Below are 23,213 nucleotides of genomic sequence, written 5' to 3'. Positions count from 1 at the left end.
GCGCTTCCTGCGAGTGCTGGCTTCTATGGCCAGTCGTTGTTGACGCCGATACTCCGTGGCTGGCGCTACTGTACAACGCGGCTCGCGTGCTTTGAATAGGGCAGGTGTGCTGCTTTAGAATAGTGGCAATAGGCTATTTATCGGGCGCCAGCATCTTTGTCCGCGGCTTGCCATTTGCGTTGTGCTGGTAAATCGCCTCCGGTTGGCCCTGCTCATTGAAAAACACCTGGCCGATCCCCGCCGAATTCCACAGCCGTTCACCCGCCTCGGCATGTTCTGGAATATAGGGCACTACTTGCATGGGGCGACGACGGGTAAACCAGTTGAGCGGCGAGCGCGGGGAATAGAGCCAGCGGTTGAGGCGATCGAACCACTCCAGCAGGCGCGGCGGGAACTCGTTCTTGATGCCGCTGCTGGTGATTTGCCAGATCCTGGGGCCGCCGTTGCGATGGCGGATCAGTACCTGGTAGACGAACGAGTAATGCACGTCGCCGGAGAGGATCACGTAGTTACCCGGCGTGCGCGAGTGGCGGAAGATATTCAGGATCACTTGGGCGCTGCCGCGATGAGCCATCCAGTTTTCGGCGTCGACCAGTAGGGGGAAGCCGCACCAGCTGAAGACTTTTTGCACTGTCTCGATCAACTTCACGCCAAAAATCGGTGCGGGCGAGACGATGATGGCCGACGGGTGGTCGAGCAGCTCGTGTTGCAGTTCGCTCAAGGCTTCCCAGTCCAGCAGGCCTGAGGGTTGTTTGAGGGTGAACTCGCTGCGCCAGCGCCGGGTACGGGTGTCGAGAACCACCAGGGCGGGGGTGGTAGGCAATACATAATGCCAGTGCTGGAATTTCAGCAGCGTGGCGAGTAATTCATCCTGCGTTGTCGCCTCCAGATGGTTGTCTTGTACCTGCCTGGCAAGTGCTTGGGTCTGGCTCACCAGTTCACCAAACACCTGCGGCTGGTTGCCCCAGCCTTGGCATAGCAGATACGCCAGCAACGCATTGCCGATGATGCGTTTGGAGAAGGGATGGCCGTAGGCGGTTTCTTCCCACTGGGCGCTGAGGTTCCAGTCGTCCGTGATGTCGTGATCGTCGAAGATCATCAGCGTCGACAGGTGGGCGAACACCCGGGCGACTCCAGGCAGCCCGTTGCGAAATTGATCGATCTGCACCTGCTCGCGGGCATAACGTTGCTGTTCCTGCGCGCTCAGTTGCGGTGGTTGTGGAGTGATCAGCGTCCACGGCGTGGGCGACCAGGCCAGCAGATACATCGCGATCACTTCGGCAAAGGTCACCAGGTGATTGTCGGCGGTGCTGCTGGTAAAGATTGGTTTCTTCGCGCCGCCGAAAAAGCGTTCGCGCAAGGTCTTGTTACTGTCCAGCGCGGGCAGCAGGTCTGCCCGGTGGTAGTAACTGGCGTGATGGCCGTAGAGGGTGGCGCTGTCAACTACAACGGCACCTTCCAGGTATTCGTCGAACAGGCCCAGGCGCGCGATCAGCCCATGAATCGCGCGCAGCATCGGCCCCGCGACATCGTCGGCGTAGACTTGGTCGCCGCTCATCATCAGCAAGGCAGGGCGTTCTGCCACGGTCGGGGCTTGCGCCAACAGACGATCAATGCACAGCAACCCGTCGTCAGCGCGATGGTGAGGCTTGCGGCAGGAACCGTGGACCAGTTGATGGATGCGTCCATGCACGACGAAATCGGGCAGCGTGGCGCCTGGGTACAGCAGATGGGGTGCCCATTGGGCTATCCCGTCGCCGTCAATAAGCACGTCATAGTGGATGTTTACATCCAGAGGCAGGGCGTCAGTCAGGGGCACATCGATCAAGTGAATAAATGCATGGCGCCCGACGGGGACGATCTGACAATGTGCATCCAGGCGGACATCCAGCGCCTGTGCCTGGGCTGGCTGCAGCCGTATTGTCAGCTTCAGTTCCCGGCTCGCCACCAGCCAGAGCACCAGACGCTTGGGTTCCAGGCGGCGCAGCAAAGGGCCGGCGAGTACGGGGGGAAGTGACTGCAGTTCAGGCATAAAACAGGCGGCTCAAGATAAAGACGAGCGCCTAGGATAACGCAGAGAATGTTGGCGTTTCGTCAACGGAGTTAAGGTGGCAAAAAAATCATGTTGTTAATAAGAAAGAAGCAGCCCAGTGAGTGCTGCTTCTTCTTTATTAGTTATGCAAGGGGAGAGGTTATTTAAAGAAGATAGCCGCCGCCGAGACCGTCCACTCCACCGCGATTACGCTTACGATCACTGTCTGCGCCGTGCTCACTATCAATGATCGAATTATCGGGGGCGATGTCATCAAGACTACGTTTCGAGCGGGAGTTGACCTGCTCGCTGGCTTGACTATCGAGGAGAGGGCTGTAGGTGGGGGCGGGGTTAAAACTGATTGGACTGAACATGGTGATGCCTCACTATTAATAATTGGGTTTTACATGGCATGTTCTTCCCTGTAACAGTGCGAAGTCTAAGTTAGTGAGGTTTAGTATTTTTGGCGAGGCGTTCTATGTTTCTGCTTGTAATGAGTGGAAGGGTTTCTTATTGGCTTTTCCAGCTGATTAATAGTTAAGGCTAGGTTAAAGGAATGCAGTAGTGTATTAGTTGATGTTTATTTGGTTGTTGTCTGTTATCGGTTATGAACAAGCAGGGGCCGTATGGATGCCCCTGCCGGCCAATGGATCAGCTGTTCGCCACGACCGTCACCTTCGGTACGGTAAAGCGAAACTCACTGCCCTGACCCAACTGGCTCTGTGCATCGATCCTGCCGCCATGCGCCTTGACGATGCCTTGAGTGATATACAGCCCCAGCCCGCTGCCCGTGGGGTTGTTTTCAGCCTGGGTCCAATAGCGATCAAATACATGGGGCAACTGGTCAGGCGCAATGCCTTCACCGGAATCGCGTACCGAAAACACGATCTCTTCGCCGTTGCTCATGGCGCTGATACCGATGTTCCCCTGGCGCGGGGTGAACTTGATCGCGTTGCCGATCAGGTTCGACAGCACCTGGAACAAACGCTCCGGGTCGGCATTGATCTGCAGGCCAGGCTCGGCATTGAACGACAGGTCGATACCTTTTTCCGTGGCCAGCGGTACCAGCAGTGAATACGCCTCTTCAAATAGCTGGCTGACGTCCAGCGCCACCGGCTTGACCACATAGCGCCCGGCCTCGATTTTCGAGGTGTCGAGCAAGTCCTCCAGCAGTACATTCATACGCCCGGCGGCCTGTTGCATGGTGTCGATAGCCGAGGAGATCCGTCGTGAAGTGTGTGGGCCGTCGGAACTGAACGCTTTTTGCATCATGCCGCAGAGCATGGAGATGACGGTCATCGGGTTACGCAGATCGTGGGAAACCACGGCAACCAATTCATCCCGCGCACGCACCGCTTGTCGTTCGCGCAGCACTTGGCGGGACAGGTCGTTCTCCAGCGCCGAGCGGCGCAAGTCGTTAGCGGCAAACAGGTCGCCATGGCTCCACTGGGTGGAAATGCCGGCCATTTCCACTTTCCAGATTTCAAACGACGTACGTGGGCGAAGGCGCAGGCCGGCGTCGGAGGTCTCCAGGTTCAACGGCTTGTTCGGGTCACCGCTCCAGTTGATGTTCTCCTTCACTTCCGGGCGGAACCATAGCACCCCGTTATCCACAGGCTTAGGCAGGCTCATGGCGAGTACACCACTGGCCACGGCTTGATACTCGGCGGCAGGCGGGTAAGCCGAGGCCAGGTTATGGCTGGAAAATACCGGTTGGCCGCTGTCCTGCAGCCACTTGTGCAGCGCGCGGATTTGCGCCGGTTCCGGGCAGTTGCCGTAGCGGTGCATTTGTTTGTCTTCAATGATTGCCACGCCGCCGGACAGGGTCAGGTCCATCAACAGCTGACCTTGCTGGGCCAGGCCGTCGAACACATTGTCCTCAGCGGCTTTCATCGCATGGTCGAGCAGCGCCAGCGCTTCGACTTTTTCTTCGCGTTGACGGCTCAGGTCCAAGGCTTCCATGGCACTGATCTGCAGCGACAGGACCTGGCCGATGGTCTGGCAGGCCATGCGCAAATCGTTAGGCACCAGCAGCGGCTCACGGTTGCCGCAACTGATCAGGCCCCAGAGTTTGTCGCCCTTCATCAGCGAAATACTCATCGACGACAACACGCCCATGTTCTGCATGTACTGGCAGTGAATCGGCGACACACTGCGCAGTGTGGCAAAGCTCAAGTCCAGGGGTTGGCCGGTGTCCGGGCGCAATTTAGGCAGCAGCGGCACCGGTTCGTAGGAAGCATTCGGGATGATGCGTAGCCAGTTGGTGCGATACAACTCGCGGGCTTGTTCAGGGATGTCGGACGCCGGGAAGAACAGGCCGTTGAACAGCTCCATGAACGGTGCCGACGCTTCGGCGATCACCTGGCCATGGCCTTCTTCTTCGAAGCGATAGATCAGTACCCGGTCATAACCGGTCATGGCCTGGATTTCATTCACGCTGATGGCGTACAGCGCCTGCAGGGTCTTGGCTGACTGCAAGCGTTGCAGCATCTTGCCCAGGTCACTGGTGCGGCCATTGCGCGCCCTGGGTTTGAAATCCTCTAGCCGTGGCTCGAACTCCAGCACCAACACATCCTGATGGCGATGCAGCAGGCCCTCGAATGGTGCACCTTTGAAGGTGACATGCAGGGATGGCGCGTCGAAAAAGGTATTGTCCTCAGCCATGGCTTGCACAGCCTGGGCATGCTCGGCGCCGACCAGTTTATGCAGCGGCTGATTCAATAAAGCTTCCGGCGCGTGGCCAAACAATGTGCCGACGTTGGCGCTGACCTGGATGATCTTCAGTTCCGGTTCCGACAGGGTCAGCAGCACACCGTGGGGCTGGATCGCCCCCGGAAAGCGGATGGGCTCATCGGCGCAGTTGGCAAGCAGCTCTTCAAAATCTTCGGGTTTCACAGCAGTACCTCCTGGCTGTCGAGCCATTGCTCAAAGCCGCTGAATGTCGAGCGGGCAGCCATCACCGCGCGCTGTTTGGCGGGCATGTCCAGCGATAGGCTGCCCAAGTAATCGAGAAAATCTTTCCAGCGCCGACCGGTCTCGGCACCGTATACATTGAGAAAGGAAGCGCCGTTGTCGCCATCTAGCGCCAGGCGTGTAGCCATTTCCCTGCGCAACACCTGGCCCCCGAGGGTGGCGCCTTCCAGTACATACAGGGCTCCCAGGCAGGCAGCGGGGCTATCAAAGGTTGGGAGTCGGGTGCAACGCGGTAGGGCGTGTATAGCGTTTTCATCCAAGCCGAGGGCGTGGAGGTCGCGGATCAGTGTCGGGGTTTTCGCACGCAATACGCAGTCGAAGCCATTGGGGATCAAGCCATTGCCGTAAAGCGCCGCTTCTATCGGCGCGTAAAACCCGTAATACGCTTCAAGCAAGCGTCGGTACCAATCGGCATCCAGGCGTACGCAGAAAAACGGCAGGCGCTTTTCCAGTGCTACGTGCAGCGACGCTGTGCCTGTACGCAAGGCTTCCAGCAATGAGGGCACACCAATGTCATGGGCCTGTGAAAGCATTCAATGAGCTCGAATTGTGGGCTTCTCAGCCATGCATGACGCGAAAAAGTCGGCGACAATTCTACACAACTCATGGCCGTCGGCTGAGCGCTCAAAGCGAAAAGGCTGACCGGTGGATCAGAAATATCGCTGCCTGCCTGGTTAATGACCACGTCGCCGGAGTTGAAGTTCGGTTTGAATGATGTCGCGGCGCTATCAATGCATCGGTGCGCCCTGGTGTTTCAACGCCGACTGTACGCATTCAAGCAGGCGCTCGGTGCTCCAAGGCTTGGGTAGAAACCTGACGTTCCCTCCCAGTCGCGAAGCCAGCGCCGTGTTGCCTGAGGTCAGCAACACCGGGATGGACGGCCAACGATGCGCCACCACGCGGCTTAAATCATAGCCGTTCAGTAGGCCGGGCATTTGGATATCGCTGACGATCAGGTCCACCTGCTCATCAACGCGCTCCAGGAAAATCATCCCGGCATCTGCCGACGGAAACGAAGTCACATGCGCCCCGAATTCCTCCAGTACCTCAACCAATAACGAGCGAATGATCTCGTCGTCTTCCAATACCAAAATCGATGGCTGAGCCATGATCCTTACTCCACCATCAGGGTTCAGTAGGGTGGAGTGGGAGGGGCGCGCAGAGGTTCGATTGGATGTTTTTTTGGCGATGGGTGGTCGTGTACTCACAGGTTAGGGGCATCGGATGCGCGTGATTGAACCGCTGGGGGTACGCCGGCTTAAACAGGCATAATTATCGGTAATAGCCGAAGTGGAGCTCTCGATGAAGTACGCCTTGTTCACCCTCGCCCTGACGCTCACCACCAGCCCGACCTTCGCCGCCGGTGACGCTGAAGCGGGCGGCAAACTCTTCACCAAGACCTGTGGCGGTTGCCACAGCATCGGCGAGGGCGCTCGCGGTGGTTTTGGCCCGGAGCTTAACGGCATCATCGGCCGACCGGCCGGCACCACCACGGACTATCAGTATTCGGATGCGATGAAGAATTCCGGAGTGGTGTGGACGCGGGACAAGCTTGCCGCTTATATCGAAGCGCCGAAGAAGGTGGTGAGTGGGACGCGGATGATTTTCTGGGGCATCAGTGATCAGGAGAAGATTGAGAATATCCTGGCATATCTGGAGACCTTTCAAGCCAAGTGAGTTGCCGGATAGATATCCAGCTGATGCACCGCTCCCACATTTGAGCTGAGTCCGGCATAAGCAATCAGCCGGACAGGCGAGCGGGGCATCAATAGCGAACCTGCGGCGCAAGTTCTGGGAATTTGCTTGCAAGCTCCGTCAAGCATTGCTGCAGCATCTTCGCATCGTGGGGCATGCGTGCTGAAAAGACGTCCCAGCCGGAGAACTCAAGCGCTTGGGGCATTTCTACCAAGGCGGTGATGGCGTCCCAGAAAGCGTCCCAGTTTCGGCCGTACCAATTGGGGAAATTGAGTGAGTTGCATAGCGTGGAATGGAGTTCTTCGGCGTTGTTGATGCTGCTCAGGTCTATTTTGATGAGGGCTGGTCTGGTCATGTATTCACCGTTGATGCAGTTAGGTAAAGCCTACGCAAATACCACACCGTTGAAGGTGTGAGTGCAGCAGTCACAAAAAGGCTTCATTTGCTCAGGCGTTAGCTGTGGATTGACCTTTTTCAGCAGGCCCGCTTCGTCGACGAATAAACCGCTGTAATAAGTCGATTCATCCACTCTCACATACTCATTGATGTCTTTTTCATGTAGCGCAACCATCCACAGTATCGGTTCTGAACGATCCAAGCGTGCGCTGGCTTCGCTGTAAACCTGATCCCATGGCTGGCCAACCTTGGAAAGCAGAAACCGGAATAGCGGCGTGTAATCAAAACCGTGTCGTTGATGGCTGTGCATTGAGCCTCGGGTTGATAGCGCGCGCTTTTCGTTTTTGCTGTGTCGTTCGTACCTGTAGGCGTTGCCACCCCCGTGGCACACGCCGTGGGTTCGGGTGTTGACTGAGCGATAAAGCAAAGGCTTTTGCAGTACGGGTTTCATTGCATCAAGAGTCCTTCTGGGGCTGCCTTGGAGGTGGGGGCCAGGCGCCTTGGTAGCGGAAGGAAATTTGGTAGTCGAAGTCATTGGGTTTAATCATGTGCTGGAAATATGGCTGAATAATTTTTATCCAGCTAGGGCGCACGTTGAACACGTCGGCATATATCGCAGTCTCCTCGCCTAAACCCAGCGCTTCAAAAACACTGTCTGAATCTTCGATATCCGCTGAATACTCATCCGCCTTCAAGTCATTGCTGTGCTTTTCGTACCATCGCAATCTGACGTTCATCACCATTTTCCGAGTTCCTCTTTATCTATAAATTCGACGTTTTGGGTCCGCCGGTCCTCGACGCTCGGCGGTATAAGGATCAAATGCGCCTAGATGTTCCAAATCGCTGTTTCGATAGACTTCCAGCTCGCCTTTCTTGGAATCCCATTCAAATAGTTTTCTCCTTTTTGCATCTATCCAACGCTCGCGTAAGCCAGCCCCGCCTAGTCTCGGTGTCAACGGCTTTTGGGGGATCAAACCTGGAAAGCCCGTTATCTCCTCGGTCCTGGGTGCCGGGAAGTAATCATGATCCGGGTTCTTCAAGCCCTTGCGTGGCTCATTCACCACCACATACAGCGGCCGAACCCCCGACCCCACCGGAAACACCAGAATAAAATCCCGATACTGCGGCGGATAAATCGGGTTCACCAGAATCTGCGCAGCTTTCTCCGTCGGCGGATAAATCCAGATCACCGGCGCCTGCGGCGCAGCCTCCAATGCCGGTATGCCTAAGGTGTCACCTCGATCAACGGCGGGCGTCCAGATCAGCTCCACACCCTCATCCAGATCCGCCACGAACTGATCGCCACGGCGTTGAAACTGCACCACATCAATCATCTGCCACTCGGCATTGTTACCCGTGTAAAACCCATACCCCGTGAGCGTGCCGTCCTCGCGTTGCTCGATATGCAAACGCATCTGCGACCGCGCCCGCTGCATCGAGCGCAACTGCTCCTCGCTATAAAGCGCGCTGTCACCCAGCTCCGAAGGCCAAGCCAGCGCCACCAACCCAGCCAACAGGCCACCGGCGACGGACCCGACGGCAGTGGCTGCCGACTCCAAAACCGCCGAGCGTAACGCCAACTGCCCCAAGCCAGCGGGCAGTGCGCTACCACTGATCTTGCGCAAGGCAACCGCGCCTCGGCCATCCACCTCACGCCCGCCCAACAGGCTTAAATGGCCGTACTCTTTGATGAGCTCCAACGGGACATACCCGGCCGGGTTGAAGTAATGGGTGATGCCGTCCGGCAGTTGGCAGGGCTTGATGAAAACGCAGCCGGGAGGTTTGGCTTGCGTAGGAGCTGGAGTAGGGGGTGGCGCGAAAAAATCAACAGATGGCGAGTACGGCACGCGTGACGGCTGCGGGATGAGGATGCGCTGTTTGAGTAGCTCTGCTTCGGTGGGTGGATAAAAGCGTTCTGACATGATCGGCTCACTTCCTTGTGCGAGGGAGTGAGGCTACGAGGGGGATTAAGGTACTGATATCGGCTTTGTTCTAGGGCCTGCGTGGGAAAAGTCAGCTTATGGTGGTGACCTCTGGAGTGTGTGTGTTACCCGGCAGTTACAACCTGCATGTAAGTAGGACTGTTCTGATTTCCATCTGACCTCATCTTTATTTGCAAAGCGTTTGCTACGGTCGCGTGAAAAATACGCGACGGAAACGCTAAATGCTGACGTTCAACTCCCTGTGGAAAAACCATCCGGAAATCTTCGGAGATGCAGCGCCTTGCAGAACCAACGGCGCCAAGAATTTCAGTGACCAATGCGCTATAAATCTTGGCGTAGCACTGCGCAGATCGGGTGCCGACCTGAGCAGATTGAGAGGTGTGCGCTATTGTTGGCATCATCCCAAAAGTGAAGGCCATGTGTTGGCAGCTGAGGAGATGGCCAAGGCTTTAAGCAACGCGAACATCCCCGGTTTGCAGCGCGTAAAGAAGGTAAAACCTGAAGTTTTCGAAGATGTGTTGGCGGGTCAGCAAGGCATTATCTTTTTCAAAGACTTTTGGCGTCGAGGGAACGAGACGTTTGGCAATCGCAGTGGTGACCACATTGACCTTTGGAATGGGCGGCGGTTGACGGATTGGCTGAGCTATCCGCGTATCCAGTTGGGTTTTTCGATTGAGGGGACGTTCTCGGATTACCACGAGTCCAGGGAGGTTTGGTTTTGGAAGGTTATATGAAGGTTTTTAAGGGCGTAGTGTTTGTGGTTTTGGTGGTTGTGGTGGCGGTTGGGGTTTTTAACGGGATAGTGATGGCAGTTTCTGCGTACTTTGGGCCGTTTTATGACGGGGACGCGGAGCAAAATCGGAATTTTGGGATATGGTTGGTGGGGAATGGGGTTGTGATGCTGTTTGCGATGGTGGGGGGAGCGGTTTGGTATCGCAGATATTTACGGAGGGGGCGGGTATGAGTTTTCACAGTTGCGAACCAGTGAAGTAAGTTTTTTCAGCCCCCGCATTTTGATGTGGGACATCTGTTGAATTGTGTAAGCAGTAAAAAAGACCTTGGAACGGCAAGGTCTTTTTTTATCCGCCGTTCAGCCCAGCAAATGCTTGGAAATCAACCGTGAGATTTCCACAAGCGAAGTCTTCCCAGTGAATTCAAACCTCACCTTCCCCAACGACGAAAAGTAAATCTCCAGCTCTGAATCCAAGTCAAACGTGCCGGAAGTTTCCACCGAATACGCGACGATATTTTTATACGGCAGCGAGGTGAAGTCCTTCTTGCTGCCGGTGATGCCCTGCACGTTCACCGCGATGATGCGCTTGGTGGTGAAGACCACGCCGTCGCGCAAGGCCTTGTAAGCGTCGACCACTTCCTCGCCGTCCAGCAATAGGGCCGATACGCGTTCGGCGTATTCGTTGTTTTGTTTGAGCTTGAAGAAGCCTTTGTTGTTGAAGTCGATCATGTGCCTGTCCTGGGTCGGTGGTGTCGCCGGTGTATGACGTTTTGCTCGCGGATCTGTATCTAACGCCCGGGCCTTCAAGGCCCTAGCATGGCGCGTAACACTACAGCGTTGGCGAAGGATTTCACGCTGGCAGAGTAAAAACCCAGGAGCGAAACAATGCCCGATATATCCAGCTTGCTTGCCTACGGCCTGATTTCACTTGGCATGGTGCTGACGCCCGGGCCGAACATGATTTATCTGATTTCCCGCTCGATCTGCCAGGGCCGAACGGCCGGGTTGATTTCCCTTGGCGGGGTGGCGCTGGGGTTTGTGGTGTATATGGTCTGTGCAGCATTGGGGATCACCGCGTTGGTGATGGCGGTGCCCTTTGCCTACGACGCGTTGCGGCTCGGCGGCGCGCTGTATCTGGCGTATCTGGCCTGGCAGGCGGTCAGGCCGGGTGGACGGTCGCCTTTCCAAGTGCGGGATTTGCCCAAGGACAGCCCACGCAAGCTGTTCACCATGGGCTTAGTCACCAACCTGCTCAACCCCAAGGTGGCAGTGATGTATTTGTCGTTGCTGCCCCAATTCATCGACCCGAACGGTCATGGCAGTGTGTTGATGCAATCCCTGGTGCTGGGCTTCACGCAGATTTTTATCAGCGTGAGCGTCAACGCGGTGATTGCCTGCATGGCGGGTTCCATCGCAGTGTTCTTCGTCACCCGGCCGAGTTGGCAGGTGGTGCAGCGATGGGTGATGGGGGCGGTGTTGATGGGGTTGGCGGTGCGTATGGTGGTGGAGGGGCGGCGATAAGTCCGCGCTATAAGATGGCTTTGAGGTAATCCTTGAGTGCGTGGAGCGGGGCATTGAGTGCTTCCAGTGTTGCGGCTTGATGCACGTCCAGCGCAAGCCGCTGCAGCTCGCGCCCCATCACGGTATGGGCGCCGCCCAGGGCGTTGAGCGCTAGCGTCAGGCACTGATCAAGCTTCAACTGAATCCCAGCCAAATCCCCCTGGCGCACCATCAACCCAAATACCTCGCGCTCATACCCATCCATCACCGGGTCATCGCGCAGCAGCGGGCTGCCGTCCTCGGTTTCATGCACCAGTTTCAGGGCGAACAGTGCAACCGCTTCAAGCGTCAATTCCATGGTCCCGCTACCTCCACTGCCATGCCGGTCACTTTTTCACAGGCGAAAAAAAAGACCTTGAATTTCAAGGTCTTTTTTTAAGATGGTGCCCCGAGGGAGACTCGAACTCCCACTCCTTTCGAAAACGGATTTTGAATCCGCCGCGTCTACCAATTCCGCCATCAGGGCTCAATGGCGGCGAAGTATAGAGATGAGATTACCGTTGGTCAATCACGTTTCATGGTCAATTTTCACTATTTCCGCTAGACTTCCCGGCCCTGCTAGACGAACCCCATCATGCGCGTTGCTGACTTTACTTTTGAGCTCCCTGATTCGCTGATCGCTCGCCACCCTTTGGCCGAGCGTCGCGCCAGTCGACTGCTGACCCTGGACGGGGTGAGCGGTGCCCTCGCACACCGTCAATTCACTGATTTGCTTGAGCATTTGCGCCCAGGCGATTTGATGGTTTTCAACAATACCCGGGTGATTCCGGCGCGGCTGTTTGGCCAGAAAGCTTCCGGCGGCAAGCTGGAAATCCTGGTGGAGCGGGTGCTGGACAGCCATCGCGTGCTGGCTCATGTGCGCTCCAGCAAGTCGCCCAAGCCTGGTTCTTCCATCTTGATCGATGGCGGTGGCGAAGCCGAGATGGTGGCGCGCCACGATGCCTTGTTCGAACTCAAGTTTGCCGAGGAAGTGTTGCCACTGCTGGAGCGTGTCGGCCATATGCCGTTGCCTCCTTATATAGACCGCCCCGACGAAGATTCAGACCGCGAGCGCTATCAGACGGTGTACTCCCAGCGCCTCGGCGCCGTTGCCGCGCCGACTGCCGGGCTGCATTTCGACCAGCCGCTGTTGGATGCGATTGCCGCCAAGGGCGTCGAGACTGCCTATGTGACCCTGCACGTGGGGGCCGGCACGTTTCAGCCGGTGCGTGTGGATAACATTGAAGACCACCATATGCACAGCGAATGGCTGGAGGTCAGCCAGGAAGTGGTGGACGCGGTGGCTGCGTGCAAGGCGCGTGGCGGGCGGGTCGTGGCGGTGGGCACTACCAGCGTGCGGTCGCTTGAGAGTGCGGCGCGCGATGGCGTGCTCAAGCCATTCAGTGGCGACACGGATATCTTTATTTACCCAGGCCGGCCATTCCATGTGGTCGATTGCCTGGTCACCAACTTCCATCTGCCGGAATCCACGCTGTTGATGCTGGTGTCGGCATTTGCCGGTTACCCGGAAACCATGGCCGCTTATCAAGCCGCCATCGCCAACGAGTACCGTTTTTTCAGCTACGGTGATGCGATGTTTATCACCCGTAACCCGGCGCCACGCGGCCCAGAGGGGACTTTATGAGTCGTATGTCGTTTGAACTGCTGGCTACCGACGGCAAGGCCCGTCGTGGTCGCCTGACCTTTCCGCGCGGCACCGTGGAGACCCCGGCGTTCATGCCGGTGGGTACTTACGGCACCGTTAAAGGCATGCTGCCGCGGGATATCGTCGCCACCGGCGCCGAGATCATCCTCGGCAACACCTTCCACCTGTGGCTGCGCCCGGGCACGGAAGTGATCAAGAAGCATGGCGACCTGCATGATTTCATGAAGTGGCGAGGCCCGATCCTCACCGACTCCGGTGGTTTCCAGGTGTTCAGCCTGGGCGCCATGCGCAAGATCAAGGAAGAGGGCGTGACCTTTGCCTCGCCGGTGGACGGTTCCAAGGTGTTCATGGGCCCGGAAGAGTCGATGCAGGTGCAGCGCGACCTGGGCTCCGACATCGTGATGATTTTCGACGAGTGCACGCCGTACCCGGCTGACGAAGATGTCGCGCGGATTTCCATGGAGTTGTCCCTGCGTTGGGCCCAGCGTTCGAAGAATGCTCATGGCGACAACACGGCGGCGCTGTTCGGTATCGTTCAGGGCGGCATGCATGAAAGCTTGCGCAAGCGCTCGCTGGAAGGCTTGGACAAGATCGGCTTCGACGGCCTGGCTATCGGCGGTTTGTCGGTGGGCGAGCCCAAGCACGAGATGATCAAGGTGCTGGATTACCTGCCGGGCCTGATGCCCGCTGACAAACCTCGTTACCTTATGGGCGTTGGCAAACCGGAAGATCTCGTAGAGGGTGTGCGCCGCGGTGTGGACATGTTCGATTGCGTGATGCCAACCCGTAATGCCCGCAATGGGCATCTGTTCATCGATACAGGCGTGCTGAAGATCCGTAACGCGTTCCATCGCCATGATGATTCGCCGCTGGATCCCACCTGTGACTGCTACACCTGCCAGAACTTCTCCCGTGCGTACCTGCACCATCTGGACAAGTGTGGGGAAATGCTGGGTAGCATGTTGAATACCATCCACAATTTGCGTCACTACCAAGTCCTGATGGCTGGTTTGCGCGAGGCTATTCAACAGGGTACATTGGCCGCCTTCGTCGATGCCTTCTATGCCAAGCGCGGGCTCCCTGTGCCGCCCTTGGACTGAGTTTTCCGACCCTAAGATTCACTATTTGCAACTGGAGTGCTAAATGAGCTTTTTTATCTCTAACGCCATGGCTGACGCCGCTGCGCCTGCTGCTGCCGGCCCTATGGGCGGTGGTTTCGAGTGGATTTTCCTGGTCGGCTTCCTGGTCATCTTCTACCTGATGATCTGGCGTCCACAGGCCAAGCGCGCCAAAGAGCAGAAAAACCTGCTGGGCAGCCTGCAGAAAGGCGACGAAGTCGTGACCACTGGCGGCATCGCCGGCAAGATCACCAAGGTTTCCGACGCTTTCGTGGTACTGGAAGTCTCCGACACCGTCGAAATGAAGTTCCAGAAGGGCGCCATCGCCGCCACGCTGCCTAAAGGCACGCTCAAAGCGATCTGAGTAACAACCTTTACCAATCGACGGGGCGCGCAAGGCGCCCCGCGTTATAAGCGGGCGGCGTGATGCTGAACAAATACCCTCTGTGGAAATACGTACTGATCCTGGCGGTGCTGGCGATCGGTTTTATTTATTCCGCTCCCAATCTCTATCCTGATGACCCTGCGATCCAGATCTCTGGCGCCAGCACTTCGCTGCAAGTCAATCAGGCTGATCTGGACCGCGCGAGCAAAGCGCTCAACGACGCAGGTATCCAGGTTAAAGCGGCAACCTTGGCGGCTGGTTCCAAAGGCGGCTTGTTGCGCCTGACCAAGCAAGAAGACCAATTGCCGGCCAAAGACGTCGTGCGCAAGGCCATGGGTGACGACTACGTTGTCGCGTTGAACCTGGCACAGACCACGCCACAATGGCTGCGCAGCATTGGCGCGCACCCGATGAAGCTGGGTCTGGACTTGTCCGGTGGTGTGCACTTCCTGCTGGAAGTGGACATGGACAAGGCCCTCGACGCGCGGCTGAAAGTCTACGAAGGCGACGTGAAGAGCCTGCTACGCAAAGAGAAGTTGCGTTATCGCAGCCTGCCGCAGCTCAACGGTGCCATCCAGCTGGGCTTTGCTGACGAAGCGTCCCGCGAACAGGCCCGTGCGCTGATCCGCAAGAACTTCAACGATTTCGATATCGTGCCGGCGGACCTTAATGGTCAGGCGGTGCTGCGTCTGGCGATGAGCCCGGCCAAGATCGCGGAAATCCGCGAATACTCCATCAAGCAGAACTTGACCACGGTACGTAACCGCGTCAACGAGCTGGGTGTGGCCGAGCCGATCGTGCAGCGCCAAGGCGCCAACCGCATCGTGGTTGAGCTGCCGGGCGTGCAGGACACGGCTGAAGCCAAGCGTATTCTCGGCAAGACGGCCAACCTGGAGTTCCGCCTGGCGGCTGAACCGGGTGCTACCCGCGCGACTTCCGAAGAGTTCGAGTTCCGTGAAGGCAACCGTCCTCCAGCGTTGATCGAGCGTGGCCTGATCATCACCGGTGACCAGGTGACCGATGCCAAAGCCGGTTTCGGCGAGCACGGCACGCCTGAAGTGAACATCCGTCTGGATGGTCACGGCGGCGAACTGATGAGCCGCGCCACGCGTAGCAACGTCGGTCGCAGCATGGCGGTGATCTTCATCGAGCAGCGCCCCGTAACCACCTACACCAAGCAAATGGTCAATGGCGTCGAGAAAGACGTGCCGGTACAGACCTTCAAGGAAGAGAAGAAGATCATCAGCCTGGCGACCATCCAGTCGCCACTGGGTGCTCAATTCCGCATCACTGGCCTGAACGGCCAGGGCGAGTCCTCCGAACTGGCGCTGCTGTTGCGTGCCGGCGGCCTCGCGGCTCCGATGTACTTCGCTGAAGAACGTACCATTGGCCCGAGCCTGGGTGCCGACAACATCACCAAGGGCGTCGATGCGGCGCTGTGGGGTATGTTGTTCGTGTCGCTGTTCATCATCGCCATCTACCGTTTCTTTGGCGTCATCGCTACCGTCGCGCTGGCGGGCAACATGGTGATGCTGCTGGCGCTGATGTCGCTGCTGGGTGCCACGCTGACCCTGCCAGGTATCGCCGGTATCGTACTCACTATGGGTATGGCGGTAGACGCCAACGTGCTGATCTTCTCGCGGATTCGTGAAGAGATCGCCAATGGCATGACCGTACAGCGTGCAATCAACGAAGGCTTCGGCCGGGCATTTACCGCGATTCTCGACTCCAACCTGACCACATTGCTGGTCGGCGGGATTCTCTTTGCCATGGGCACCGGCCCGGTCAAGGGTTTTGCGGTGACCATGTCCCTCGGTATCTTTACCTCGATGTTCACGGCCATCATGGTGACCCGCGCAATGGTCAACCTGATCTATGGCGGGCGTGACTTCAAGAAGTTGTGGATTTAAGGGGCTGCCATGTTACGTACAATCAACTTCATGGGCGTTCGCAATATTGCGTTCGGCGCCACTGTGCTCCTTACCGTTCTGGCGCTGTTCAGCTGGTTCCATAAGGGCCTGAACTACGGTCTGGACTTCACCGGCGGTACGCTCATCGAGCTGACCTACGAGAAGCCGGCCGACGTTACACTGGTGCGTGGCGAGCTGGTCAAGGCCGGCTATCACGAAGCCATCGTGCAGAGCTTTGGTGCCACCACCGACCTGTTGGTGCGTATGCCTGGCGAAGACCCGCAACTGGGTCACCAGGTAGCCGAGGCCTTGCAGAAGGTCGGCGGCGACAACCCGGCATCGGTCAAGCGCGTCGAGTTCGTCGGCCCGCAAGTCGGTGAAGAGCTGCGCGATCAGGGCGGCCTCGGCATGCTGATGGCACTGGCGGGGATCATGATCTACCTCGCATTCCGCTTTCAGTGGAAGTTCGGTGTCGGCGCCATTGTGTCGCTGATACACGACGTGATCGTGACCGTGGGTATCCTGGCGTACTTCCAGATCACCTTCGACCTCACCGTGCTGGCGGCTGTGCTGGCGATCATTGGTTACTCCCTCAACGATACCATCGTGGTATTCGACCGGGTTCGTGAGAACTTCCGCGTACTGCGCAAGGCGTCGTTGATCGAGAACATCAACATCTCCACCACCCAGACCCTGCTGCGGACCATGGCGACCTCGATCTCCACCTTGCTGGCGATTGCTGCGCTGATGATCTTCGGTGGCGACAACCTGTGGGGCTTCTCCCTGGCGCTGTTCATCGGCGTGCTGGCGGGTACCTACTCGTCGATCTACATCGCCAACGTGGTGCTGATCTGGCTGAACCTCAACAGCGAAGACCTGATCCCTCCTGCCGCTACCGGCAAGGAGGTCGACGACCGCCCTTGATGGGTGCTTGTTGATACGCTGTTACAAAGAAGGCACGAGTATTGAACTCGTGCCTTTTTTTTTGCTCCAAGGCTGGGTATAGCGCGGACGTTTCGGTCCGCTTGTGATGGTCAGGAGGTTCATGTGAACAAGTCGTTGCTGGTTGGTGCGGTATTGGGTGCTGTCGGTGTGACTGCCGGGGGCGCTGTTGCCACCTACAGCCTGGTAAAAAGCGGCCCTGAGTATGCGCAAGTGCTGGCGGTGCAGCCGGTGAAAACCCAGATTAAAACCCCTCGTGAGGTCTGCAAGGACGTCACCGTAACCCGGCAGCGTCCAGTGCAAGACCAGCATCAAATCGCTGGTACCGTGGTTGGCGCCCTTGCAGGTGGCCTGTTGGGTAACCAGGTCGGTGGCGGTAACGGTAAGAAGCTGGCCACCGTGGCCGGTGCGGTCGGTGGCGGTTATGCCGGTAACAAGGTTCAGGAAGGCATGCAGAACCGCGATACCTACACCACCACACAAACTCGTTGTAACACCGTCAACGACATCAGCGACAAGGTTGTCGGCTATGACGTGCGGTACAACCTGGATGGTAAGGAAGGTTCGGTGCGCATGGACCGTGATCCAGGCGGCCAGATTCCAGTCGACAAAGAGGGTCGTCTGATCCTGGGTCAGAACCAGCAGTAATCCCCAGGTCTGGCTTCGATCCTAGTGTGGGGGCAGCCAAGCCAGCTCCCGCATTGGATTGTATTGAGTCAGTGGGAATTGGGTATTTCCTAAATCCCAGGCATAAAAAAAGCACCCCTTGGGGTGCTTTTTTGTGCTCGCTCGCTTAACGCTTCAGCGAAGCCGGCAGGTGCGGCTGGATCGCCGTCAGTACTGCCTTGAAGCATTTGGTGTTGCCGGCAACCACGTGGCCTTTCTCAAGGAAGTCATGACCGCCGGTGAAGTCGCTCACCAGGCCGCCTGCTTCCTGGATCAACAGTGCGCCTGCAGCCATGTCCCACTCGGACAGGCCCGACTCCCAGAACGCATCAAAACGACCGGCGGCGACATACGCCAGGTCCAGGCTGGCTGCGCCGGCGCGGCGGATGCCGGCGGTCTGGCCAACCAGGGCGCGGAACATGCCCAGGTAGTTTTCCAGGTTGTCCATCTGGTCGTCACGGAACGGGAAACCGGTGCCCAGCAGGGCGCCTTCCAGGCTGGTGCGGCTGCTGACGCGCAGGCGACGACCGTTCAGCTGGGCACCACGGCCACGGCTGGCGGTGAATTCTTCCTGGCGAACCGGGTCGAGTACGACAGCGTGTTCCAGGCGGCCACGGTATTTGCACGCGATGCTCACGGCAAAGTGTGGGATGCCGCGCAGGAAGTTGGTGGTGCCATCCAGTGGGTCGATGATCCACAGGTAGTCTTCGCCTTCGCCGCTACCTTTGTGCAGGCCGGTTTCCTCACCGAGGATGCCGTGGGTAGGGTAGGCCTTGCGCAGGGCGTCGATGATCTTCTGTTCGGCGGCGCGATCCACCTCGGATACATAATCCTTGGCGTCTTTTTCGTCGACCTTGATGGTATCCAGGCGCTCGATGGAGCGGAAGATCAATTCACTGGCGCTGCGGGCGGCGCGCAGCGCGATATTCAGCATGGGCTGCATGGATGTGTCACCTAAGGTTGTTAAAGAAAGCCGGGCATTCTAGCAGAAACTTTCTTCAGGTGAAGGATGACGTTAGCTTTCATGGCATAACCTTAGGCTGTTCTGTAAGATTTGCTCCCCTTTCCCGTGTCCGAGAGCGCCTCCCTTGCTGCAAAACATTCGTGTCGTCTTGGTCAATACCAGTCATCCCGGCAATATCGGCGGGGTGGCGCGAGCCATGAAAAACATGGGGCTGACGCGCCTGGTGCTGGTAGAGCCGCGGGTGTTCCCGCACCACGAGGCCGATGCCCGTGCGTCCGGCGCCAATGACTTGCTTGAAAGCGCTCAGGTCGTCGCCACTCTGGAAGACGCCCTGGTCGGCTGCAATCTGGTGCTCGGCACCAGCGCCCGTGACCGTCGCATCCCTTGGCCGCTGCTGGATCCGCGCGAGTGCGGCACCAAAGTGGTGGAAGAGGCTGCCGGCGGCGCTGAAATCGCCTTGGTATTCGGTCGTGAAGACTCCGGTCTGACCAATGAAGAGCTGCAGCGATGTCATTACCACGTGCACATTCCATCAGACCCTGAGTTCAGCTCGCTGAACCTCGGGGCGGCGGTGCAGGTGCTGACATACGAAGTGCGCATGGCCTGGCTGGCCGCTGCCGGCCAGCCGAGCAAGATGGAAAAGGATGAGGTCGCATCGATCAAGAGTGGCGAGTTGGCCACCATGGACGAGCTGGAGCGGTTCTATGAGCACCTGGAGCAAACCCTGGTAGCCATCGAGTTTCTTGATCCTGAAAAACCACGGCATTTGATGGCGCGCCTGCGCCGCCTGTACGGCCGAAGCTCGGTGAGCCGAGCGGAAATGAATATATTGCGTGGCATCCTCACGGAGACCCAGAAAGCGGCCCGTGGTGAGCTTCTAAAGCGGAAGGATTAAAAATGTTCGAGCGTTTGCGAGAAGATATCCAGAGTGTTTTCCACCGTGACCCGGCGGCGCGCAACGCCTTTGAAGTGCTGACCTGCTACCCGGGTATGCACGCGATCTGGATTCATCGCCTGTCTGGTGCCCTGTGGGGCATGGGCTGGAAATGGCTGGCGCGGCTGGTATCGAACTTCGGGCGCTGGTTGACCGGGATCGAGATCCATCCGGGGGCCAAGGTTGGTCGTCGGTTCTTTATCGATCATGGCATGGGCATTGTGATCGGTGAGACAGCTGAAATTGGCGATGATGTGACCCTGTACCAGGGCGTGACCTTGGGCGGAACCACCTGGAATAAAGGCAAGCGCCACCCGACGCTGGGTGATGGCGTGGTGGTAGGGGCGGGCGCCAAGGTGCTGGGACCGTTCACCGTTGGTGCCGGTGCCAAGGTTGGCTCCAATGCGGTGGTGACCAAGGCTGTGCCGCCTGGCGCAACGGTTGTGGGTATTCCGGGCCGAATCATCGTCAAGCCGGAAGTTGGCGATGAGCAAGAAGCCAAGCGTAAGGCCATGGCTGAGAAAATTGGTTTTGATGCCTATGGTGTCAGCGAGGACATGCCTGACCCTGTGGCTCGCGCTATCGGCCAGTTGCTCGATCATCTGCAAGCTGTCGACGGCAAGCTGGACGGTATGTGCGGTGCGCTGAAGGAGTTGGGCAGCAGCTACAGTGCCAAAGACCTGCCTGAGCTGCGCGAAGAGGACTTTGCCGAAATCAAGAGCGAAGGTGCTGCCACCAAGGCTGGCTAGATCTTAAGCCCGATAACAATCTCCCGTGGGGGCTGGCTTGCCTGCGATAGCGGTCTGCCGGTCACCCCTTGAGCTGCTGATCCATTGTAATCGCAGGCAAGCCAGCTCCTGCATTTGATCTCCATTGGTCTTGAGATTAAGTCCAGGTCCTGTTCCTGCTGTTCGTCCCCACCCCATCCTGCTATGATTCGCGCGCCCTTTTTACGGGTAATCCTGACTAAAGTACTAGGTCTTATAGTTGACTTAAATACTCGGGAATCGCATACTTGCTCCCATTCTGAAACACCTTGGTACTTGTCCATGAGACTGACTACAAAAGGCCGATACGCGGTAACCGCCATGCTCGACTTGGCCTTGCACGCGCAAACTGGGCCGGTGTCCCTGGCCGATATCTCCGAGCGCCAAGGCATTTCCCTGTCCTACCTCGAGCAGCTGTTCGCCAAATTGCGCCGTAGCAATCTGGTTTCCAGCGTTCGCGGTCCAGGTGGTGGTTATCAATTGTCCCGCGATATGCAGGGCATCCAGGTAGCCCAGGTAATCGACGCGGTCAACGAATCCGTCGATGCCACCAAATGCCAGGGTTTGGGTGATTGCCACGCCGGCGATACCTGCCTGACGCACCACTTGTGGTGTGACTTGAGCCTGCAGATCCATGAGTTTTTGAGTGGTATCAGCTTGGCTGATCTTGTGACTCGCCGTGAGGTGCAAGAAGTAGCCCAGCGTCAGGACCAGCGCCGTTGCAACACCAAGGCGCCGCGCCTGGACAAGATCGAAGCGTCCGCCGTCGAGTGACAGCCGCAGAGCTAACGGCACGCCAGCCAGCCTGATTTAGGAGAAAGTCCATGAAATTGCCGATTTACCTTGATTACTCAGCGACCACCCCGGTTGATCCGCGTGTCGCGCAAAAGATGAGCGAATGCCTGCTGGTTGACGGAAACTTTGGCAACCCGGCCTCCCGTTCCCACGTATTCGGCTGGAAAGCCGAGGAAGCGGTCGAGAACGCTCGTCGTCAGGTCGCTGACCTGGTCAATGCCGACCCCCGTGAAATCGTCTGGACCTCCGGTGCTACCGAGTCCGACAACCTGGCTATCAAGGGCGCGGCGCATTTCTACGCGACCAAAGGCAAGCACCTGATCACCACCAAGATCGAGCACAAGGCTGTCCTTGACACCATGCGCCAACTGGAACGTGAGGGTTTCGAGGTCACCTACCTCGAGCCGACCACCGACGGTATCGTCACCCCGGCCATGATCGAAGCTGCGATGCGTGAAGACACCATCTTGGTTTCCGTGATCCACGTGAACAACGAAATCGGCACCATCAACGACATCGCGGCCATCGGCGAGCTGACCCGCTCCAAAGGTGTGTTGCTGCACGTCGACGCTGCTCAGTCCACCGGCAAGGTTGATATCGACCTGGCCAAGCTGAAAGTCGACCTGATGTCGTTCTCTGCCCACAAGACCTACGGTCCTAAGGGCATCGGCGCGCTGTACGTGAGCCGCAAGCCACGCGTGCGTATCGAAGCCACCATGCACGGCGGCGGTCACGAGCGCGGCATGCGTTCGGGCACCCTGGCGACCCACCAGATTGTCGGCATGGGCGAAGCCTTTCGCGTAGCCAAGGAAGACATGGCTGCCGAGAACGTGCGTATCAAGGCCCTGAGCGACCGCTTCTACAAGCAGGTCGAGAACCTTGAAGAGCTGTACATCAACGGCAGCATGACCGCCCGTGTACCGCACAACCTGAATTTGAGCTTCAACTACGTCGAAGGCGAGTCGCTGATCATGGCGCTCAAGGACCTGGCGGTTTCTTCCGGTTCGGCCTGCACCTCGGCCTCGCTTGAGCCTTCGTACGTTCTGCGCGCCCTGGGCCGCAACGACGAACTGGCCCACAGCTCGATCCGCTTTACATTTGGCCGCTTCACCACCGAAGAGCAAGTCGACTACGCCGCGCAGAAAGTCTGCGAAGCCGTCAACAAGCTGCGCGTTCTGTCGCCGCTGTGGGACATGTACAAAGATGGTGTCGATATTTCCAAGATCGAGTGGGCGGCACACTAAATATAGAAGCCGCCACCCAAGCTCTGTAGGAACGTGGCGGAAAACGCAGGCGTTTTTACAGGGTTCCAGAGCGGCCCTGATGAGTGAGGATTCAGTACCATGGCTTACAGCGAAAAGGTCATCGACCACTACGAAAACCCGCGCAACGTCGGCAAGATGAACGCGGAAGACCCTGATGTCGGCACCGGCATGGTCGGCGCTCCGGCGTGCGGCGACGTTATGCGCCTGCAGATCAAGGTCAACGATGCTGGCGTTATCGAAGACGCCAAATTCAAAACCTACGGCTGCGGTTCCGCCATTGCCTCAAGCTCCCTCGCTACCGAGTGGATGAAAGGCAAGACCCTGGATGAGGCTGTGACGATCAGCAACACCCAGCTGGCCGAAGAACTGGCCTTGCCGCCAGTGAAAATCCACTGCTCCGTACTCGCGGAAGACGCCATCAAGGCGGCCGTTCGCGACTACAAGCAGAAGAAAGGCTTGATCTAAGCATTTGGCGACGAGTAAGGAGTCA

Annotated in this window: 26 protein-coding genes and 1 tRNA gene; 14 read left to right on the top strand and 13 right to left on the bottom strand. The window is 57.8% G+C overall.

Annotation, left to right across the window (positions count from 1 at the left end):
* Positions 1 to 133 precede the first annotated feature (133 nt).
* The 5 genes from JFT66_RS24220 to JFT66_RS24200 all read right to left on the bottom strand — a co-directional run bounded on the left by JFT66_RS24220 (position 134) and on the right by JFT66_RS24200 (position 6,114).
* The gene (locus JFT66_RS24220) at positions 134 to 2,032 is read right to left on the bottom strand and encodes an alkaline phosphatase D family protein (protein ID WP_198860329.1); all 1,899 of its coding nucleotides are present in this window, start codon (positions 2,030 to 2,032) and stop codon (positions 134 to 136) included.
* A 164-nt stretch (positions 2,033 to 2,196) separates the two neighbouring features.
* On the bottom strand, positions 2,197 to 2,406 hold the full coding sequence (locus JFT66_RS24215; RefSeq protein WP_034115915.1) for a hypothetical protein: 210 nt from the start codon (positions 2,404 to 2,406) through the stop codon (positions 2,197 to 2,199).
* Positions 2,407 to 2,683: 277 nt separating this feature from the next.
* Positions 2,684 to 4,927 carry an ATP-binding protein gene (locus JFT66_RS24210; protein WP_034115914.1) on the bottom strand — a complete coding sequence of 748 codons (2,244 nt, stop codon included), beginning with the start codon at positions 4,925 to 4,927 and terminating at the stop codon, positions 2,684 to 2,686.
* Positions 4,924 to 5,538: a biliverdin-producing heme oxygenase gene (locus JFT66_RS24205; RefSeq protein ID WP_034115913.1), complete on the bottom strand. Its 615-nt coding sequence runs from the start codon at positions 5,536 to 5,538 to the stop codon at positions 4,924 to 4,926. Before JFT66_RS24205 ends, JFT66_RS24210 begins: the two co-directional genes overlap by 4 nt.
* 195 nt (positions 5,539 to 5,733) lie before the next feature.
* Complete coding sequence (locus JFT66_RS24200; RefSeq protein ID WP_034115912.1) at positions 5,734 to 6,114, bottom strand: response regulator; 381 nt, start codon at positions 6,112 to 6,114, stop codon at positions 5,734 to 5,736.
* Positions 6,115 to 6,307: 193 nt separating this feature from the next.
* Between JFT66_RS24200 and JFT66_RS24195 the strand changes: the two genes are divergently transcribed.
* On the top strand, positions 6,308 to 6,682 hold the full coding sequence (locus tag JFT66_RS24195; protein ID WP_034115911.1) for a c-type cytochrome: 375 nt from the start codon (positions 6,308 to 6,310) through the stop codon (positions 6,680 to 6,682).
* An 88-nt stretch (positions 6,683 to 6,770) separates the two neighbouring features.
* Here the strand turns inward: JFT66_RS24195 and JFT66_RS24190 are convergent, their stop codons facing one another.
* From JFT66_RS24190 to JFT66_RS24175, 4 genes are read right to left on the bottom strand one after another with little or no spacing between them, the layout of a single operon-like run.
* Positions 6,771 to 7,055, bottom strand: a complete 285-nt coding sequence (locus tag JFT66_RS24190; protein ID WP_034115910.1) for a barstar family protein — start codon at positions 7,053 to 7,055, stop codon at positions 6,771 to 6,773.
* Between the two features lie 30 nt (positions 7,056 to 7,085).
* Positions 7,086 to 7,547 carry a hypothetical protein gene (locus tag JFT66_RS24185; protein ID WP_152612273.1) on the bottom strand — a complete coding sequence of 154 codons (462 nt, stop codon included), beginning with the start codon at positions 7,545 to 7,547 and terminating at the stop codon, positions 7,086 to 7,088.
* Positions 7,548 to 7,551: 4 nt separating this feature from the next.
* Positions 7,552 to 7,839 carry a colicin E3-like toxin immunity protein gene (locus tag JFT66_RS24180; protein ID WP_034115909.1) on the bottom strand — a complete coding sequence of 96 codons (288 nt, stop codon included), beginning with the start codon at positions 7,837 to 7,839 and terminating at the stop codon, positions 7,552 to 7,554.
* 15 nt (positions 7,840 to 7,854) lie between these two features.
* On the bottom strand, positions 7,855 to 9,018 hold the full coding sequence (locus tag JFT66_RS24175; protein WP_198860328.1) for an S-type pyocin domain-containing protein: 1,164 nt from the start codon (positions 9,016 to 9,018) through the stop codon (positions 7,855 to 7,857).
* Between the two features lie 242 nt (positions 9,019 to 9,260).
* Between JFT66_RS24175 and JFT66_RS24170 the strand changes: the two genes are divergently transcribed.
* On the top strand, positions 9,261 to 9,773 hold the full coding sequence (locus tag JFT66_RS24170; protein WP_153839146.1) for a type VI secretion system amidase effector protein Tae4: 513 nt from the start codon (positions 9,261 to 9,263) through the stop codon (positions 9,771 to 9,773).
* Positions 9,774 to 10,129: 356 nt separating this feature from the next.
* Here JFT66_RS24170 and JFT66_RS24165 read toward each other — a convergent pair whose 3' ends face one another.
* Positions 10,130 to 10,501, bottom strand: a complete 372-nt coding sequence (locus tag JFT66_RS24165) for a PH domain-containing protein (RefSeq protein ID WP_034115905.1) — start codon at positions 10,499 to 10,501, stop codon at positions 10,130 to 10,132.
* Between the two features lie 156 nt (positions 10,502 to 10,657).
* Between JFT66_RS24165 and JFT66_RS24160 the strand changes: the two genes are divergently transcribed.
* On the top strand, positions 10,658 to 11,293 hold the full coding sequence (locus tag JFT66_RS24160; RefSeq protein ID WP_198860327.1) for a LysE family translocator: 636 nt from the start codon (positions 10,658 to 10,660) through the stop codon (positions 11,291 to 11,293).
* A gap of 7 nt (positions 11,294 to 11,300) precedes the next feature.
* Here the strand turns inward: JFT66_RS24160 and JFT66_RS24155 are convergent, their stop codons facing one another.
* Together JFT66_RS24155 and JFT66_RS24150 are read right to left on the bottom strand one after the other, a co-directional pair.
* On the bottom strand, positions 11,301 to 11,630 hold the full coding sequence (locus JFT66_RS24155) for a hypothetical protein (RefSeq protein WP_153839145.1): 330 nt from the start codon (positions 11,628 to 11,630) through the stop codon (positions 11,301 to 11,303).
* An 83-nt stretch (positions 11,631 to 11,713) separates the two neighbouring features.
* Positions 11,714 to 11,798, bottom strand: a tRNA-Leu gene (locus JFT66_RS24150).
* A 108-nt stretch (positions 11,799 to 11,906) separates the two neighbouring features.
* Here JFT66_RS24150 and queA point away from each other — a divergent pair.
* The 6 genes from queA to JFT66_RS24120 all read left to right on the top strand — a co-directional run bounded on the left by queA (position 11,907) and on the right by JFT66_RS24120 (position 17,980).
* Positions 11,907 to 12,956, top strand: a complete 1,050-nt coding sequence (gene queA / locus JFT66_RS24145; protein WP_153839144.1) for a tRNA preQ1(34) S-adenosylmethionine ribosyltransferase-isomerase QueA — start codon at positions 11,907 to 11,909, stop codon at positions 12,954 to 12,956.
* Positions 12,957 to 12,961: 5 nt separating this feature from the next.
* The gene (gene tgt / locus JFT66_RS24140; protein ID WP_198860356.1) at positions 12,962 to 14,077 is read left to right on the top strand and encodes a tRNA guanosine(34) transglycosylase Tgt; all 1,116 of its coding nucleotides are present in this window, start codon (positions 12,962 to 12,964) and stop codon (positions 14,075 to 14,077) included.
* 43 nt (positions 14,078 to 14,120) lie between these two features.
* Positions 14,121 to 14,459, top strand: a complete 339-nt coding sequence (yajC, locus tag JFT66_RS24135) for a preprotein translocase subunit YajC (RefSeq protein WP_003175975.1) — start codon at positions 14,121 to 14,123, stop codon at positions 14,457 to 14,459.
* 62 nt (positions 14,460 to 14,521) lie between these two features.
* Complete coding sequence (gene secD, locus JFT66_RS24130) at positions 14,522 to 16,390, top strand: protein translocase subunit SecD (protein ID WP_034115901.1); 1,869 nt, start codon at positions 14,522 to 14,524, stop codon at positions 16,388 to 16,390.
* 9 nt (positions 16,391 to 16,399) lie between these two features.
* Complete coding sequence (gene secF / locus JFT66_RS24125) at positions 16,400 to 17,314, top strand: protein translocase subunit SecF (RefSeq protein WP_034115900.1); 915 nt, start codon at positions 16,400 to 16,402, stop codon at positions 17,312 to 17,314.
* A 123-nt stretch (positions 17,315 to 17,437) separates the two neighbouring features.
* Positions 17,438 to 17,980 (top strand): glycine zipper 2TM domain-containing protein, encoded by a 543-nt coding sequence (locus tag JFT66_RS24120; protein ID WP_034115899.1) that lies wholly within the window; start codon positions 17,438 to 17,440, stop codon positions 17,978 to 17,980.
* Between the two features lie 145 nt (positions 17,981 to 18,125).
* Here the strand turns inward: JFT66_RS24120 and suhB are convergent, their stop codons facing one another.
* Positions 18,126 to 18,941 carry a type III secretion system regulator SuhB gene (gene suhB / locus JFT66_RS24115; protein WP_198860326.1) on the bottom strand — a complete coding sequence of 272 codons (816 nt, stop codon included), beginning with the start codon at positions 18,939 to 18,941 and terminating at the stop codon, positions 18,126 to 18,128.
* Between the two features lie 145 nt (positions 18,942 to 19,086).
* On the opposite strand from suhB, the gene trmJ reads away from it, so the two are divergent.
* The 5 genes from trmJ to iscU all read left to right on the top strand — a co-directional run bounded on the left by trmJ (position 19,087) and on the right by iscU (position 23,188).
* Positions 19,087 to 19,857: a tRNA (cytosine(32)/uridine(32)-2'-O)-methyltransferase TrmJ gene (trmJ, locus tag JFT66_RS24110; protein WP_198860325.1), complete on the top strand. Its 771-nt coding sequence runs from the start codon at positions 19,087 to 19,089 to the stop codon at positions 19,855 to 19,857.
* A 2-nt stretch (positions 19,858 to 19,859) separates the two neighbouring features.
* Positions 19,860 to 20,645, top strand: coding sequence for a serine O-acetyltransferase (gene cysE, locus JFT66_RS24105; RefSeq protein WP_034115897.1), 786 nt, complete (start codon positions 19,860 to 19,862; stop codon positions 20,643 to 20,645).
* A gap of 300 nt (positions 20,646 to 20,945) precedes the next feature.
* Positions 20,946 to 21,437: a Fe-S cluster assembly transcriptional regulator IscR gene (iscR, locus tag JFT66_RS24100; protein WP_003194020.1), complete on the top strand. Its 492-nt coding sequence runs from the start codon at positions 20,946 to 20,948 to the stop codon at positions 21,435 to 21,437.
* A 50-nt stretch (positions 21,438 to 21,487) separates the two neighbouring features.
* Positions 21,488 to 22,702, top strand: coding sequence for an IscS subfamily cysteine desulfurase (locus JFT66_RS24095; RefSeq protein ID WP_034115896.1), 1,215 nt, complete (start codon positions 21,488 to 21,490; stop codon positions 22,700 to 22,702).
* A gap of 99 nt (positions 22,703 to 22,801) precedes the next feature.
* Entirely contained in the window at positions 22,802 to 23,188 is a 387-nt protein-coding gene (gene iscU, locus JFT66_RS24090; RefSeq protein ID WP_003175965.1) for a Fe-S cluster assembly scaffold IscU, read from the top strand.
* The last annotated feature ends 25 nt before the right edge of the window (positions 23,189 to 23,213 follow it).

Source organism: Pseudomonas sp. MF6755 (genome assembly GCF_016405635.1).
Taxonomy (GTDB): Bacteria; Pseudomonadota; Gammaproteobacteria; order Pseudomonadales; family Pseudomonadaceae; genus Aquipseudomonas; species Aquipseudomonas haemolytica.
The sequence above is the reverse complement of the archived record's forward strand: the minus strand, read 5'-3'. Positions and strand labels throughout refer to the sequence as shown.

Coding starts and splice junctions, on each gene's coding strand:
- JFT66_RS24170 (WP_153839146.1), top strand. CDS start 9,261: ATGCTGACGTTCAACTCCCTGTGGAAAAACCATCCGGAAATCTTCGGA.
- JFT66_RS24180 (WP_034115909.1), bottom strand. CDS start 7,839: ATGGTGATGAACGTCAGATTGCGATGGTACGAAAAGCACAGCAATGAC.
- iscR (WP_003194020.1), top strand. CDS start 20,946: ATGAGACTGACTACAAAAGGCCGATACGCGGTAACCGCCATGCTCGAC.
- JFT66_RS24205 (WP_034115913.1), bottom strand. CDS start 5,538: ATGCTTTCACAGGCCCATGACATTGGTGTGCCCTCATTGCTGGAAGCC.
- yajC (WP_003175975.1), top strand. CDS start 14,121: ATGAGCTTTTTTATCTCTAACGCCATGGCTGACGCCGCTGCGCCTGCT.
- JFT66_RS24155 (WP_153839145.1), bottom strand. CDS start 11,630: ATGGAATTGACGCTTGAAGCGGTTGCACTGTTCGCCCTGAAACTGGTG.
- JFT66_RS24175 (WP_198860328.1), bottom strand. CDS start 9,018: ATGTCAGAACGCTTTTATCCACCCACCGAAGCAGAGCTACTCAAACAG.
- JFT66_RS24095 (WP_034115896.1), top strand. CDS start 21,488: ATGAAATTGCCGATTTACCTTGATTACTCAGCGACCACCCCGGTTGAT.
- secD (WP_034115901.1), top strand. CDS start 14,522: ATGCTGAACAAATACCCTCTGTGGAAATACGTACTGATCCTGGCGGTG.
- JFT66_RS24195 (WP_034115911.1), top strand. CDS start 6,308: ATGAAGTACGCCTTGTTCACCCTCGCCCTGACGCTCACCACCAGCCCG.
- JFT66_RS24165 (WP_034115905.1), bottom strand. CDS start 10,501: ATGATCGACTTCAACAACAAAGGCTTCTTCAAGCTCAAACAAAACAAC.
- JFT66_RS24200 (WP_034115912.1), bottom strand. CDS start 6,114: ATGGCTCAGCCATCGATTTTGGTATTGGAAGACGACGAGATCATTCGC.
- secF (WP_034115900.1), top strand. CDS start 16,400: ATGTTACGTACAATCAACTTCATGGGCGTTCGCAATATTGCGTTCGGC.
- JFT66_RS24215 (WP_034115915.1), bottom strand. CDS start 2,406: ATGTTCAGTCCAATCAGTTTTAACCCCGCCCCCACCTACAGCCCTCTC.
- suhB (WP_198860326.1), bottom strand. CDS start 18,941: ATGCAGCCCATGCTGAATATCGCGCTGCGCGCCGCCCGCAGCGCCAGT.
- JFT66_RS24220 (WP_198860329.1), bottom strand. CDS start 2,032: ATGCCTGAACTGCAGTCACTTCCCCCCGTACTCGCCGGCCCTTTGCTG.
- queA (WP_153839144.1), top strand. CDS start 11,907: ATGCGCGTTGCTGACTTTACTTTTGAGCTCCCTGATTCGCTGATCGCT.
- JFT66_RS24185 (WP_152612273.1), bottom strand. CDS start 7,547: ATGAAACCCGTACTGCAAAAGCCTTTGCTTTATCGCTCAGTCAACACC.
- cysE (WP_034115897.1), top strand. CDS start 19,860: ATGTTCGAGCGTTTGCGAGAAGATATCCAGAGTGTTTTCCACCGTGAC.
- tgt (WP_198860356.1), top strand. CDS start 12,962: ATGTCGTTTGAACTGCTGGCTACCGACGGCAAGGCCCGTCGTGGTCGC.
- iscU (WP_003175965.1), top strand. CDS start 22,802: ATGGCTTACAGCGAAAAGGTCATCGACCACTACGAAAACCCGCGCAAC.
- JFT66_RS24190 (WP_034115910.1), bottom strand. CDS start 7,055: ATGACCAGACCAGCCCTCATCAAAATAGACCTGAGCAGCATCAACAAC.
- JFT66_RS24160 (WP_198860327.1), top strand. CDS start 10,658: ATGCCCGATATATCCAGCTTGCTTGCCTACGGCCTGATTTCACTTGGC.